The sequence below is a fragment of the Lentimonas sp. CC4 genome (genome assembly GCF_902728235.1).
Classification (GTDB): domain Bacteria; phylum Verrucomicrobiota; class Verrucomicrobiia; order Opitutales; family Coraliomargaritaceae; genus Lentimonas.
The window spans coordinates 1,487,584-1,501,431 of sequence record NZ_CACVBO010000001.1; the positions used below are offsets into that span (position 1 = coordinate 1,487,584).

Annotated in this window: 11 protein-coding genes and 1 tRNA gene; 6 read left to right on the forward strand and 6 right to left on the reverse strand. The window is 52.4% G+C overall.

Annotated features, from left to right (window positions below):
• The first annotated feature begins 35 nt into the window (after nt 1-35).
• Both rny and GZZ87_RS06525 read left to right on the forward strand, forming a co-directional pair.
• A complete protein-coding gene (gene rny, locus GZZ87_RS06520; RefSeq protein WP_162025719.1) occupies nt 36-1,562 on the forward strand; it encodes a ribonuclease Y in 1,527 nt (508 codons plus the stop codon).
• A gap of 61 nt (nt 1,563-1,623) precedes the next feature.
• The gene (locus tag GZZ87_RS06525; protein ID WP_162025720.1) at nt 1,624-2,793 is read left to right on the forward strand and encodes a DUF481 domain-containing protein; all 1,170 of its coding nucleotides are present in this window, start codon (nt 1,624-1,626) and stop codon (nt 2,791-2,793) included.
• On the opposite strand, the gene GZZ87_RS06530 is transcribed toward GZZ87_RS06525, so the two are convergent.
• From GZZ87_RS06530 to GZZ87_RS06550, 5 genes are all read right to left on the reverse strand, one after another.
• Nucleotides 2,790-4,241: a beta-N-acetylhexosaminidase gene (locus tag GZZ87_RS06530; protein ID WP_162025721.1), complete on the reverse strand. Its 1,452-nt coding sequence runs from the start codon at nt 4,239-4,241 to the stop codon at nt 2,790-2,792. The genes GZZ87_RS06525 and GZZ87_RS06530 overlap by 4 nt on opposite strands.
• Before the next feature lie 111 nt (nt 4,242-4,352).
• Nucleotides 4,353-4,994, reverse strand: a complete 642-nt coding sequence (locus GZZ87_RS06535; protein WP_162025722.1) for a hypothetical protein — start codon at nt 4,992-4,994, stop codon at nt 4,353-4,355.
• Between the two features lie 139 nt (nt 4,995-5,133).
• Nucleotides 5,134-5,210, reverse strand: a tRNA-Pro gene (locus GZZ87_RS06540).
• A gap of 52 nt (nt 5,211-5,262) precedes the next feature.
• The gene (locus GZZ87_RS06545; protein ID WP_162025723.1) at nt 5,263-7,398 is read right to left on the reverse strand and encodes a hypothetical protein; all 2,136 of its coding nucleotides are present in this window, start codon (nt 7,396-7,398) and stop codon (nt 5,263-5,265) included.
• Nucleotides 7,399-7,714: 316 nt separating this feature from the next.
• Nucleotides 7,715-8,377 (reverse strand): zinc metallopeptidase, encoded by a 663-nt coding sequence (locus GZZ87_RS06550; protein ID WP_162025724.1) that lies wholly within the window; start codon nt 8,375-8,377, stop codon nt 7,715-7,717.
• Nucleotides 8,378-8,531: 154 nt separating this feature from the next.
• Here GZZ87_RS06550 and GZZ87_RS06555 point away from each other — a divergent pair, with 154 nt between their 5' ends.
• From GZZ87_RS06555 to GZZ87_RS06565, 3 genes are all read left to right on the forward strand, one after another.
• Nucleotides 8,532-8,981, forward strand: coding sequence for a thioredoxin family protein (locus tag GZZ87_RS06555; protein WP_162025725.1), 450 nt, complete (start codon nt 8,532-8,534; stop codon nt 8,979-8,981).
• 517 nt (nt 8,982-9,498) lie between these two features.
• A complete protein-coding gene (locus GZZ87_RS06560; protein ID WP_162025726.1) occupies nt 9,499-9,885 on the forward strand; it encodes a hypothetical protein in 387 nt (128 codons plus the stop codon).
• Nucleotides 9,882-10,187 carry a hypothetical protein gene (locus tag GZZ87_RS06565; RefSeq protein WP_162025727.1) on the forward strand — a complete coding sequence of 102 codons (306 nt, stop codon included), beginning with the start codon at nt 9,882-9,884 and terminating at the stop codon, nt 10,185-10,187. Before GZZ87_RS06560 ends, GZZ87_RS06565 begins: the two co-directional genes overlap by 4 nt.
• 236 nt (nt 10,188-10,423) lie before the next feature.
• On the opposite strand, the gene GZZ87_RS06570 is transcribed toward GZZ87_RS06565, so the two are convergent.
• Entirely contained in the window at nt 10,424-13,237 is a 2,814-nt protein-coding gene (locus GZZ87_RS06570; protein WP_162025728.1) for an insulinase family protein, read from the reverse strand.
• 126 nt (nt 13,238-13,363) lie between these two features.
• Between GZZ87_RS06570 and GZZ87_RS06575 the strand changes: the two genes are divergently transcribed.
• Nucleotides 13,364-13,840: an ecotin family protein gene (locus GZZ87_RS06575; protein WP_162025729.1), complete on the forward strand. Its 477-nt coding sequence runs from the start codon at nt 13,364-13,366 to the stop codon at nt 13,838-13,840.
• Nucleotides 13,841-13,848: the final 8 nt, after the last annotated feature.

Below are 13,848 nucleotides of genomic sequence, written 5' to 3' on the forward strand. Positions count from 1 at the left end.
ACCCCGCCAAACGTAGATTTGTATCAGTTATTGTAATGGAAATTGAACATATTTTGGGGTCTCTGGTCGGCGCTCTCGTGGGAGCGACTGTTTATCATTTGTTGATGGCACGACGCTTTGAGCGACGCGAGGAAGCGCAGCGCTTACAACTCGATGTGGAAGCACGAGAAGCTCAATTGAAGTGGCGCGAAGAGAAGTCGACTCTGGAACTAGAGTATAAGAACAAGGAAGCCGAACTAGAGCGCAGCTTCACGCTTCGTAAAGACGAGCAGGATTTACGTGCGAGAGAATTAGCCCGAGCAAATGAACGGCATACAGAGAGAGTCGCCAAGTTGGAGGAGAAGGAGAAGGATCTCGTCCGTGCATCACGTAATTTGGAGGATTCGGAGCATGAGGCTGAGAAAACCCGCCGCTTGTATCGACTGAAGCTGCACCAGATTTCGCAAATGGATCAAGTCGAAGCGCGTAAGTTGTTGATCGCTGCGACCGAGCGCGAATGTGAGAAAGAGATTCGTGATTTACGCCAGAGTTTGCTGAAGCGATCTGACGCCGAAATGGCTGAAGAAAGTCGCCGTATCGTATTGGCCGCCATGCAGCGTATTACGAGTCAGCCGATGAACGATGCTACTGCTACGGTGGTGACTTTACCGAGTGAGGAAATGAAGGGCCGTATCATTGGCCGTGAAGGTCGTAATATCCGCACGTTCGAACATGCCACTGGCACCACTTTAATGATTGATGAAACGCCGGATTCGGTGCTCATTTCATGCTTCGATCCAGTGCGCCGCGAGATTGCTCGGATTGCGTTGGATGCATTGCTGCGTGATGGTCGCATCCACCCTGCGAGCATTGAAGAGGAAGTTGAGAAGGCGGAGGAGACGATGAATGCCAATGTCATCGAGCTTGGTGAAGGGGCGTTGCGTAAATTGCGTCTGACTGATGTGCATCCCGATGTGGTGGCACTACTGGGTAAGCTGCACTATCGTCTTTCAAATAATCAGAATACGTTGGCGCATTCCGTCGAGGTTGCTAATTTATGTGCATTGATCGCTGCGGAGATCGGCCTAGATCCAGTGCTCGCGAAGCGTGCGGGGCTGTTTCACGATTTGGGTAAAGCAGTGGATGAAGACTACGAGGGCAGCCATGCGGCAGTTGGCGCGGATATTATTAAGCAGCACGGCGAAGACCCACGCGTCGTGAATGCTGCGGCTGCCCACCACAAAGAAGTGCCAGCTGAGAGTGCGTATGCGGGGCTGGTCATGGTTGCGGATTCATTGTCTGCGGTGCGTCCTGGGGCACGTGCTTCGTCGATTGATGGATTTATCCAACGCGTTCGCAGCATTGAGGATATTGCCAAGCAGCAAAGCGGCGTCTCAGATGCCTATGCCATTCAGGCCGGCCGTGAAGTGCGTGTCATTGTTGAGCCCATGAAGGTGGACGAAGATGAAGCGCGTAAAATTGCACTACGCATTCGTGAGCAAATCGAGGATGAGTTGAACTATCCGGGCGCGATTGAAATCACAGTGATTCGCGAGCAACGCTTTACTGAAACTGCGGTCTGATGGACTGGCTTCCGTGCTTTTAATTTTACATCTATTCTTAATCTGATCAGATCCCCAGTTTATGACCCGTCGCGCACCACTTCACTCATTCCTGTCATCTCGAGCAGCTTTCTTCTCGGTGGTGTTGGCTTGGAGCGTGGTATTTCTGAGTGGATCGTTGTCGGCGACTCCACAGGTCGTGTTGCTTAACAGCGGCGAGCGACTCGTCGGCGAGGTCTTACCGCGATCTAATGCGGAGTTTCTGATTTTGAAGTCGACACTCCTCGGGGAGCTATCGTTGCCACGTGCACAGATCGTGAAAATTGAACCGAAGATGATGCCTCCTGTGGCGGTCGCTTCGGCTAAAGCTCAGACAGTGTCACCGGGCGTGCAATCTAAATCAGCGGAGAAGCAGGAGAAGCAGGAGGCGAAGAAGGCGAAGAAAGTGGTCGATCAGGCGCAGCAGAAAGTGGACACTCAAGTTGCGATCGCAGAGAAAATGGCGGAGGTGCAGGGGATTTTGGAAGAAGAGCAACCGTTGGTTCAAAAGTTGATGGGCCTACGGGCGCCTGAATCGTGGAAAGGTAATGTGCGAATGGGAATGAACATTAGCTCTGGTGACAGTCAATGGACAGAGACTGCATTGCGCGGAAATTTAGAAATCAAGCCAAAGGGGCGTCCCGATTTTTATCGAATAACGGGTTCATATACCTACCGAGAAACTGAGAGGAATAATGGCGACCGATATAAGTCTACTGACCGTTATGACGCCGCGTTTATCTATCGTCGCTCTTTCTCTGATGATAATTGGTTTTTGCAAAATTCAGTTTCAGGTCGTGTTGATCAAATCAAGGGGATCGATCATGAGGTGCAGGAGTTAGTGGGGGGCGGCTATAAATATACAACACCATCGAAGCAATTCGAACTTGTGCTTGGGGGCAGCGGTGGACTCGAAGATTATAAGACCGATAGTGACGACTCACGTAATGGAGTGAATCAAGTGTTGAATGTCTTCCAAGAGTTCACCTGGAAGCCTTTTACCCGCACCTCTTTTGTTCAGAAGTTCAATTACTACTGGGAGCCAGATTATGTAGCGCGCTATAATTATGTAGTAACCGCTGCCGTTCGTATCCGATTGACTGATTTGTTAGGCTTTGAGTTCTCATATAATCAGAATTACGATAACGACATCGGTAACGGCAATCAGAAGAATGATGCAGTGTGGCGAAATGCGTTGATCGTGTATTTTTAGGATTCCATTGCTCGCATCAGTTGGAGGCTCTCGTTTCGCCCACCCGTGCGACTGCGCATGGTCCAGAGTTGTTCGAACTGCTTAAGTAGTGCTTCATACGATGCGGCGGAATCACTCGAGTTGATTGGTTGCCCCTGCTTCGCGCGTAGGCAGCGCTGAATGGCTCTTCGGTTGAGTTCGAGGCTCAGTCCAATTTCAGGGTCGCTGCCTGTGAATTGTATTGCTTGTAGCGCGGCGTTAACCGCCTGCAACTCGTCTAGCGTGACCAGTTTGGAGAGTGTGTTTTCGAATTTTTCTGCGTCTGTAAAAAATGCCGAGTGCAGGAAGCTGCTGGGTGGAGCTGGTTGAGATAGCATCGTATCGATCCGACCGAGTTCACAAATGACTGCGCCCTGACCAGTCGGGCTATCAGGGTAGAAGAGTTGGTCAATTTGATCGGGTAGTGCGTTCGTATCGATCGGGCAGCTCCATGTCGCTTGTGCGGCCATGATGAGTGCCGGGAAGAGCGTCGGCCATGGTTGGTGATGACCGTTGTCGCCCCATGCGGTGAGTAGTAGTCCGAGGGCGCCGTGGGCGTTGCCTTCCTTTGCTGCGAGTTCGATGTTGCGTCGTGCCACGTCAAGGCGTCCGCTGAAGCTGTTCCAGTTGCCAGCACCCGGTGCCACGTAGAAGTTATTCTTAAAGCCTGCCTCCGCGGCGATGCGACACTGCTCCGCATAAGGTGAATTCGTCTCGTAGCCCCAGATGACTGGCGTCACATTTTTAGGCAACTGCGGCACCAGATCTGGGCGCTCCATCACGATGTCGGCCCAGAATTGTGCCCGATGTTCATGTTTTTCCACCAGTGCAAACAGACGGTTTAAAAACTCCAAATACAACAGGTGCTTTCCTTCGCGGTCGACGCGTTCTTTACTGTGTCCTTGACCTAGCTCCCATGGTTCATCGCAACCGATGTGCAGCACCTTGGAGGTGAAGTTCGGCAGTAGTTCCGCATAAAGCGTATCGATAAAGGCGGCGCTTTGCTCGGTCGGAGCAAGCGTGCCGCCAAATGTGCGCCAGCCCGCAATCGGGTGCTCGAACCCATTGGGGCATTCCGCTAAATGCTTGTAAGGCGGGTGGCGGAGCCAGCGCTCCAGATGCGCGAAGGAGTTTTGATTCGGCACTAGCTCGATTCCGTGGTCACTGCAGTAGGCGTCGATCTCACGGATTTCCTGCGGTGTCATCGGCGAGCCATGTTCCCATACTGCTGAGTGATCCGCATATGCGAAGGTATGCTCTGTGTAGAGCTGCAGCTCATTGTAGCGCAAGAGAGCGAGCGCATCGATCAGCTGCTTCAACCACTCCATCGTCGGCACACGATTGCGGCTAATATCGAGCATGAAGCCGCGGCGTTCAAAGAGGGGAGTCGCGGCCGCGCCGTCGAAGATGTTGCTGATTGAGGGAGCCATGTTTTTTACTACAAAGTAGAAAGGCCACTATTGTCGACCTCAAGCACTTCATCTATGTGGCTCGGATACAATAAAGACCCAATTACGCCTGAGCCTTTCAGTTTTTTCATTTTATTTGCCAAGTAGATTGGTGATTTTGCGACCAGCAGATTCGTTGAGGCTGCTGCCTGATCGGCTGAGAGCATCGATGGCATCTGCAGCTTTGTTGAGATCATAGGCGAGTTTTGAGGCCGCCGGTTGATAATCAATGGGCTTGAGTGATTTGGCCGCAGCCCTCCACCGGGCCTGTAGCTGCTTGGCTGAGCTGCTGCTGGCTACGCGATGGTAGCTACGAAATTTTCCCGAATCTGTAAAAATTGTTTTATAAGAGATTCGAGTTTTATTTACTGTCAGAAACGGGATATTACTAGTGGCTTCAGTCCGAATAGCATCGAGGTCAGTGAACTCCGGGCCGAGGTTGAGGGTAATGTTCTGCCCAGCTTGTGCTTTTTCGGCGGCTCTTTGGATCTCGGGATACTTTGCCAAGCTTACTGGGTCGATATTACTCCATGTGGTCTTGAGTCTTCGAAGCTTATTGTTGCCGATGAGTGGGGCTCTTGGGTGGGGGGAGAAACTGAGTCCCTCGGGGTCGGCGCTGTAGATCGCTACGATTTCGACAGACTGGCCAGCGACGCTGCGCAGTGTGAATGCTTCTTGCATCTCTGCGGCATGTGAGAAAAGCGGAATAAGTATGAGCCAGTGGATGAGTTTCATAACGTGGCTAAGTGTTAGAGTTTTATATTGCTCTGCAAGACGTTATTTTACCGCTTCACATTCCAAGTCTGTCCAGCCCTGAGGCATTCGGACACAATAAAAGCTCAACAGTGAAGTTGAGCCTTCAATTAGTTTTTCATGGTCGGGCCGACAGGATTTGAACCTGCGACCCCTTCACCCCCAGCGAAGTGCGCTACCAGACTGCGCTACGGCCCGACTCAGAAAAAAGGAAAAATGTCCGAGCGCATGCGCGGGTCAAGTCTTTATGCTAATTAGAATCGGAAATGGGAGCAGACATCGAAATGCGTAGGAATGCTTTTTCGGCGCTTTCTATAGGCAAGGTGCGGCGGTAAGTTTCCATCTGCGTGCCATCGCCATGGACTGTGACTGTAGGACTGTCGATGCCTGTCGATTCGAGCGGCCAATCGCTTAGGTCAGTCGTCGTTTGGGCGATGTATGTCAGGTCTGTTTCAGTGGGGCGTGTGTAGCTGATTTCTAGATAGGTGCTGCCGCTATCCTCGACGGTCGTGATCGTTGGTAGGATGCCGGATTCGCTGTTGCTTGGATCGCCACCAAATGCGAATTCTTCGATTTGGACAGCTCCGTCGTTATCTATGTCGGCGGTATCCAATGCATTATCTCCTGTTAGGTCGTGGTAGATTTTCCAGCCTGCATATTGTGTAATGTCCGGCTCGACCAGTAACTGCAATATGCGCCCTGAGACGGTTCCTGATCCGAAGTCTGCGTCTTGCGCTTTGGTAGACGGTGTGAATCTATAAGAGCCTTGGTAAAGTGAGTATGTATTACCTTCGAATTCAATGCCGCCACTATCATCGGCAATATAGAATTCAAATTGTGCGTTGCTGATGGCACTTAGAAAGTCGGCGCTTTGATCAGTGAAAAAGCCTCCTATAAATGTCAGATCCGACTGTAAGGCGTCGGCGTTGAGGTAAATTGAGATCGTATTGGTGCTATCGAGGTCGGAAATAAATGGGGTGGTTGCTGTTAGGCGTAGTAGATCGTTATCGCTGGCGGTGGTATTACTAAACAGTGGAGGCGCGTCCGCTTCGGTGAATTCGAATGCGAAGTCCAGTCCTTCCGTCGAGGTTACGGAGGGGGATGTCAGTATCCCCGGGCTATTGCCTGGGGATACGGTTCCATCACCAGTGATACTTGGCACTTGACCGGACCCGCTGACGGTTCCATTGGAGGCGAGTTTGAGTGTGTTGGACGTGCTGATGTCTCCTGTTACCTGTAGTTCCCCTTCGTGCACCCATGTGGAGCCCGTGTAACTTGAGGTGCCGCTAAGGGTGAGCACGCCTCCGCTCAGTGCGAGTCCTCCGCTTCCTGACAGTGTGCCCGAGATGGTGGAGCTGCCTTCTGTTGTGAACTCTAGTAAATGGCCGCCATTATCTAGGTGACTAATGCTCAGGCCGCCAGGGCCGGCATCCCAATACTGCGGGGCGTCGAGGGCTATATTTGCTGCGAAGCTTTGTTGGTCGGCATCGTAGTTGGTGATTCCCCCTCGACCAATTGTGAGTGTAGCGCTTCCGGTAAAGGTAAAGGCATCGCTAGTCGTTGAACTTTTGAAATAGAAGCCCCGCAGATTATGTGCTGATGAAATATCGACACTTCGACTGCTTGCGCTCGTGGGATTAAACAGGACAAATGTATCACTCGTGTTGATCGAAGTGAACCTTCCCCAGTTACGTCCGCTGGTTATGTCGCTGCTACTGTCGCCTTCCCATGTGTAAGAGGAATTGCCGACGACACGTAAAGCATAGCCATCGTCATTCATCAGTTCATTTAGCTTAGAAATGACCTCATATGTGCCTATAAAGTTGTGAAAGTTGTAGCTTTCGCTGATGGCGACATTATTGCCAATAATGGCAAGTTCCTGATCGCCATTCGGATTCGTCCAGTTTGCAAAACATGGGCTGCCGGAATCGTATGCTTCTAATTGGACATCATCACGGCTGGTCAGAAAACGGTGCTGTAGCCCTGAGGCTGTGGCTACTTCAACCTGTGCACTACTGACTCGAGTGCTACTGGTTTCGCTGCCTCCGTGACCATAAACCAGTAGTTGTAGATTCAGGTAATTATTGGGGGTATTAGTGCTTGATGTGCTGTTTAGATCGATAACTCCATAGCGGGGGATTTCGTTTATCGGTGCTGTGAGTGTTCCAAGAGCCAAGTCGCCTATGGTTTGTCCTGAAGTGATTTCCCCATAAGTGGTGTTTTCAACTGAACTTTGTGTTTGGGTTTGTAGGCTTCCAGTTTGATCAAGCACTGTGACGGATGAGGATCCGCCAAAGTGCTTAGTCGCAAGATAGTGCTCGGGGCTGATAAAGCCAAATCCTTTGCGGACAAAGCCTGGGGTCCAACTGACCCCAGCCCAGTCCATTTCGATGCCAATAAAATTTGGACTGTCGTTGACTATCGGGGCGCTAGGGAAACCTGAGCTGAACCGGTCATTTGTAGTGTTTGAGTATCCCGTGGCTTGCAGGCCGTGTAAAGTCGTTGGTATTTGAAAAAGCACATAACACGCGAGGCTAGTGCTAATTATGAGGGGGCTTGTCTGCATCCGAGAATGAGGGGGTATACTTATATAATGCATGCAGAGGGGGATTATTCAATTCAATTGATACTCAAGTAATTGTAAAAAAAAAACGGCCCGTCAGTGAAGACGAGCCGTTGTGTGAAAATCTGTTGCTTAGTGCTTAATCGCGGTTGTTGAGTAACATATAGAGCAGCCAGCCGAGACTGGAGACGAACGCGGCCACATAGGTGTAGCCGGCGGCGTCGAGCGTCTTGTTGACGCCGACCATCTCGTCTTGCTCGACGATACCGAGACCGACGAGCTGCGCTTTGGCACGCTTGCTGGCGTCGAATTCGACGGGCAGCGTGATGAGCTGGAAGACAGTGAGGACTAAATAGACCACAATGCCTAATTTCAGTAGAAGAGGGCCCATCCCAAAGAAGAAGCCTCCAAACATGATGAACGGCAAAAACTGTGTCGCGATACTGGTGATGGGCACGAGCGCCATACGCAGGTTGAGTGGCGCATAGGCCTGCTTGTGCTGAATTGCGTGGCCAGCCTCGTGGGCTGCGACGCCGAGCGCGGCGAGACTGCTGCCGCGGTAGTTGTCCCGGCTCAGCGCGAGGCGCTTGTGCGTGGGATCGTAGTGATCAGTCAATGTGCCGTGGCATTCGACGATTTCGACGTCGTAGATGCCGGCACTTTCCATGACGGCTTGTGCGGCTTCGCGCCCTGTGATACGGCCGCGTGAGGGCACTTGCACATATTTGCCATAGGCGCTTTTAACTTTCATCTGAGCCCATAGGCCGACGACGATGGGAATGAGTATGAGTGATATTAGCATAGTATAATTTCGGACTAATGCGGTATGATCCCTAAATGGCAAATTCTGTTCCAAAAAATCGCTCAAATATGAATTCAGTAAAATATTGAACTCGTGTTGGAATAAAGGATCTTCTGCCTGTATCATATCCCCCGAACCACGAAATATTATTACTATGAAATCTAAAAAACTACTTTCTTTACTCTGTGTGACTTTTCTCGGCCTAGCAGCGACGGCATTCGCTAGTGATGGTTGGATGACTGACTTTGATGCGGCAAAGGCAAAGGCGAAGGCTGAGGATAAGCCGATGCTGTTGGACTTTACTGGCTCTGATTGGTGCGGTTGGTGCATCAAACTCGATAAAGAGGTGTTTGGTGAAGCTGCGTTTAAGGAGTATGCCTCGAGTGAGCTGGTATTGGTTGAACTCGACTTTCCTCGTGGCAAGGAGCAGTCCGCCGAGCTGAAGGCTCAAAATGAGAAGTTGGCCAAGCAGTATGGCATCCGTGGCTTCCCTACCATTTTGGTGCTATCGCCAGACGGTGAGCTCATTGAGCAAACTGGTTATCAGCGCGGAGGTGCTGAAGCCTATGTCGAGCACATCAAGGGCATCGTTGCGAAGCAGTAAGTTGCTTGCTGAGCTCGATTGATTTTACCAACCGCACGTTCCTCTGGAGCGTGCGGTTTTTTGTGTGAATTATAGTAGAAGCGCACGCATAAATATTTGTGAAAAGTGTCGAGACTTATGAGGAGCTGTCGAAAGTCTTGGGTGCTTGGGGAGGGATGGCCTCCCCTTCGACAGGCTCAGGGGCTTGAGCTTGTCGAAAGACGCTCCGTCCCCGCCGAGCCTCAGCACTCAACCACAGCACTAGCACACCGCAAAGACGAGGCAGAGCTCGTCCCTCCCGAATGTGTCGTTCACAAAAATAGTGAGTTGGCTGCATTGGTTGTAGCGATGGCACGCGAGTGCCGTCGATTGATGTTCGGATACCACGTTCGACCTTGCTCGTGCAAGGTCGCTACACAATGAAATCTAGTTTTAGAAAATAGTGCGTCTTCTTAAACACGGAATGAGTGTTCTATTGAAAGCGGCTGGAAGCCGCTTCTACGATTGCGTGGCAGTCGCTCCATTCCATTGTTAGCGTATGCAGAAACAACAGGCTTTCGTTATGTGGATCATTTGGTTCGTCTTTTTACAGGCGGCCTTTGCGTATCATTTTGTGCTCGGAGATGGATTCCCTTCAGGTGAGAACGTTGCGGAGCCGATGGCGAGTTGGCTCTGGGGGCTCTGTGTGGTGCCAGTTGTTCTAGCCACGGCGGTGCGCTGGTTGATCATCCCCAAGTTGAAACAGCAGAGCCAGATGCTGATCGCATTGGTTGTCGGCCTCGCGCTGACGGAGGCGCCGATTTTTTTCGAGTTGTTTTTGATCGGTTCCGATTATCCGCAAAATCAAATCGTAGTGCTGATGCTCTCGGTGTTTAGCTTGATTCAGTTTGCGCCGATTTATGGCACGCCCGGGGTGGATGTATGACGGCTGAGAATCCAGAATCGAATTCGCAGGATACATCGCCGCAGAAGGTGGATGTGGTGGATATTTTGAAGGCGAATTTACGTGTGCAGCAGGACAATGAAGCTCCGCTTGATTTGCAGCCGAGGAAGTCTCGTAAGAAGCGAGACTATTGGCTGTGTCTTGCGCTTGTGAATGTGGGATTACTGATTCCGTTTTTTGTTTTGGAGAAGAACGTGGTGACTGCGACCTTCTCGCTTGCCGCGATGATACTATTCTCTGCCGGCTTCAGCTGGATCATGTGGCAAGTCGTGGACGATTATTGAGCCGCGCGCGAGGTGGGCGCTGTGGACGCGCGTCAACTCGCACATTACTGGCTAGGGCTCAGTGTGATTTTTTTCCGCGACCACGCGCTAGCGCGGTCTGACGGAACTTTGTCGGGCTTGCGGCTCAGATCGACACGACTAGCGTCGTATCGCTACGGGACTAACGCATTTTTATGCGCGTGCTGCTATGGCATATGATGCTTTTGTTGCGGTGAAAAGCGACAGGAGTGTCGCTTCTACTGAGCCGGGCTCAGGGTAATGCGGGCGTTGCTCTCGGTTAAGGTGCGCTTCGCGAGTGCATTGATCTCTTCGAGTGTGATGGATGCGTAGTCAGCGTCGCGTTCGCGTGCCCATTCGAGGGTGTAGGGCTTGGTCTGGCTTTGCGAAATGACAGTGGTCAGCCAATGGTTATTTTGACGCCAGTGCATCGGTAACTCGCCTAGGATCGGCTTGAGCGCACGGTCGAACTCGTCTTGGGTGGCGCCTTCGGTGGCGATGTCGTTTGCGATCGCGAGCATGTTTTGTTGTAAGAGCTCGGTTTCGTCACTGGTGGCAACCGATGAGGTGCTGAGGGTGGCGGTGTTGAATACACGACTGGCGCTAAACCTGGCGTTGGGACTGTAGGTCGAACCGAGCTCTTCGCGCAGTTTTTTGCGGAGCCGGTCTTGGAGCACGGAGGCGAGCACATTCATGCGACGCGATTCGCGGATGTCTTCTTTGATCGGCGCGCCTGGCCAGCTGACGAGTGCGACGGCTTTGTCGATCTTTGACTCGTAGTGGAAGGTCTTATCGGCGGGCAGTTCTGGCTGTTCGATTTGACGTGCTTCGAGCAATGGTTGAATCGTTGTTGAGCGCTCTGGAAGTGCGCCGAAGGTATTTAAAATCATCGGCAGTGCTGCTTGTGGATCGAAATCGCCGACAATGCTGAGCTCGATTGCGGCATCCTGCATGTCTGGGGCGATCCACGCTTTGACGTCGTCTGCGGTGTAAGTCATGAGCTGCTCAGGATCGGGCTTGGCAAAGCGTCCGTCGCCGCCGTGGAGCCATGCTTGCATGTCGGCTGCTGCGCCGCCGAGCGTATATTGGAGCTGTGAGGCGAGCGCGGGGATTTGTTTCTGGAATTGGCGCAGAGCTTCGTCGCGATAGCCGGGGTCAGTTAAGTGCGCGCACATGAGCTGGAGCTCTAGTTGAAGGTCGTCGGGTGTGGTGCTGCCTGATAGGCTGAAGGCGTCTTCTTGAATGCCGAAGTTTACGCCGACAGTGCGACCTGCTAGAATGCGGCTCAGTTCGTCATTGCTATGGGCGCCGAGCCCGCCGCCATTGAGGAGCGCCGAGGCGAGCATTGGTAGGCCAGGCTGATCGCGGGGTTGGGTAAGTGTGCCGTAGCCAAAGCGTGCGGTGACGAGCACCGAGTTTTTCTGGAAATCGGTTTGCTTCAGATTCACGTGCACATGGTTGCAAAGCTCTAGTTGGATGAAATCGAGATCCTTGACATGAGTCTGGTGCTGGATGCATCCAGCTGGGCCAAAGTCGGTGTAAGCAAAGTCTTGATCTTCGATTTCGACGGGCGGCTCGACGGCGATGGCTTGACTGGCCTGATAATAGTCCGTGAGGCGTTGGACTGTGTCATCCGCTTCGGCTTTGGTGGTGAGCACTAGGTTTAAGTCGTCTGTCGCCCAAGCTGATTTGAGAGCCGCGTGGCAGGTTTCAGGGGTGATGTTCGCGAGGCCAATCTGTTCGATACGCAGATCTTCCTCTGGATGGCTGAACACGTAGTGACCGTTGATGCTACCGAGGATGCTTGAGGCGAGGTCGGGCGATTTACGAGTGGCGGCACGTTTCGCGGATTCTTCGGCGGCGTTGAGCATGTTGGCGGTGATCTCGTTGACCTCGGATTGGGTGAAGCCGAACTCAATGGCTTGGCGTAGGTTTTGCTCCATTACGGCGACCGCCTCCGGCCATTTACCTTCTTCGGGGCTGACGCTGATACTGTCGCTCTCAATGGCGTCGAGCCAGTGACTGACACTGGCAGAACCACCGCTGATCGGAGATCCGTCTGCTTTCGCTAGAACCTGCAGGCGACGTGTTAGGATGGCATTGGCGACTTGGAGCGGCAGGTATTTGAGACGGGTGTCGACGGTGTCCGCTTCGAAGGTGTAGGGCTTCAGTGTTGAGAGCGAAAGGCTGTCGCTGCTAACTTCTTCGTCGGCAAAGACGCCGACGCGCAGGCCTTCTCCGGTTGGTAGAGTGCCGAGGTCTAGCTCAGCGGGAGCAGGTGCGGCGGGCATTGAGCCAAAGGAGTCTTGTATCCGTTTTTCAAATACGAGCGGGTCGATGTCGCCGACGACGACAAAGGCGATATTTTCAGCGGTATAGTTCTGCGAGTAAAAGTCGGTAAAGCGTTTACGTGGCGCCCCGGTGATCACCGATTCCAGACCGATCGGCAGGCGTTGCCCGACGAGGAAGTCCGGCATGAGGAAGTCGAGGCGTTTCTCTAGAAGGCGCATTTGCACGGAGTCGCGCGAGTTCATCTCGGCGAGCACGACGCCGCGTTCATTATCAATTTCGTCTGTGGCGATCAAGGCGCCATCGGCGAAATCGCGCATGACAGTGAAGGCGAGGTCGAGGGTGTCTGCTTCAGTGTTTGGCAGATCGAGCATGTAGACGGTTTCGTCAAATGAGGTGTAGGCATTTGCATGTGCCCCGAAGGCGATGCCGAGCCGCTGCATTTGCGGGATGAGTGTGCTGGCGTCGGGGAAGTGTTTGCTGCCGTTGAACACCATGTGTTCCAGGAAGTGGGCGATGCCGCGTTGATCTTCGGCTTCGTTGAGTGAGCCTGCGTCGACATGTAGGCGTAGGGAGACGCGGCTTGGTGGTTCTGCGTTGGCGAGGATGGCGTAACGCATGCCGTTTTCGAGTGTGCCAAAGGTGACTGCGGGATCGACGGCGATATCACTCTCGAGGTGGGCCCAGTTCGTGGCGTTGAGGGCGCACGTGCTGAGAGCGAGTAAGGTCAGTGTTACGAGGCTTGTAAATTTATGGTAATACATAAGGAAAAGGATGTCGTTCGGCGGTATCTGTGTGTTTTTCTGGAACGTAAGGCATAAGGTTGGGTCTTTGCGTAAGATTCTCAACCACGTTTAAACTAATTTAATCTCTCTCTCTCTCTCTCTCTTATGAAACTGGTATTTCTATTTTGTTCAATTGGACTCTTCCTTTATATGAGCCTGTCGGCTGCGCATCCTGAATTAAAGCCGTATGCTGAGGCGAGCGAAGGCATGGTGCGCTATGTCATCGAGTTGCCCAAGCTTGAAGATGAGAGCCTCAAAAAGGTCGAACTCGTCGTGGGGAAGACTGTGCCGACGGATGGGGTGAATCGTCACTTTTTTGGTGGTAAAATCACTCGTGAGACGATCCAAGGATGGGGCTATAGCTATTATGAATTAAAGGCAATTGGCCCGATGGCCGGCACTTTAATGGCTCCGCATCCAGATGCACCGAAGGTGAATACTTTCGTGCCGGTTCGCAGTGATTTGGGATTACTTCGCTACAACAGTAAGTTGCCACTGGTCGTGTATGTGCCCGAGGGCGTCGAGGTGAAATATCGCCTGTGGTCGACGCCGGCGGAGCCGATTGCGGCTGCGGTGGATTGATCTCTGAA

Coding starts and splice junctions, on each gene's coding strand:
- GZZ87_RS06570 (WP_162025728.1), bottom strand. CDS start 13,237: ATGTATTACCATAAATTTACAAGCCTCGTAACACTGACCTTACTCGCT.
- GZZ87_RS06525 (WP_162025720.1), top strand. CDS start 1,624: ATGACCCGTCGCGCACCACTTCACTCATTCCTGTCATCTCGAGCAGCT.
- GZZ87_RS06555 (WP_162025725.1), top strand. CDS start 8,532: ATGAAATCTAAAAAACTACTTTCTTTACTCTGTGTGACTTTTCTCGGC.
- GZZ87_RS06550 (WP_162025724.1), bottom strand. CDS start 8,377: ATGCTAATATCACTCATACTCATTCCCATCGTCGTCGGCCTATGGGCT.
- GZZ87_RS06565 (WP_162025727.1), top strand. CDS start 9,882: ATGACGGCTGAGAATCCAGAATCGAATTCGCAGGATACATCGCCGCAG.
- GZZ87_RS06535 (WP_162025722.1), bottom strand. CDS start 4,994: ATGAAACTCATCCACTGGCTCATACTTATTCCGCTTTTCTCACATGCC.
- GZZ87_RS06575 (WP_162025729.1), top strand. CDS start 13,364: ATGAAACTGGTATTTCTATTTTGTTCAATTGGACTCTTCCTTTATATG.
- GZZ87_RS06545 (WP_162025723.1), bottom strand. CDS start 7,398: ATGGACTGGGCTGGGGTCAGTTGGACCCCAGGCTTTGTCCGCAAAGGA.
- GZZ87_RS06560 (WP_162025726.1), top strand. CDS start 9,499: ATGCAGAAACAACAGGCTTTCGTTATGTGGATCATTTGGTTCGTCTTT.
- rny (WP_162025719.1), top strand. CDS start 36: ATGGAAATTGAACATATTTTGGGGTCTCTGGTCGGCGCTCTCGTGGGA.
- GZZ87_RS06530 (WP_162025721.1), bottom strand. CDS start 4,241: ATGGCTCCCTCAATCAGCAACATCTTCGACGGCGCGGCCGCGACTCCC.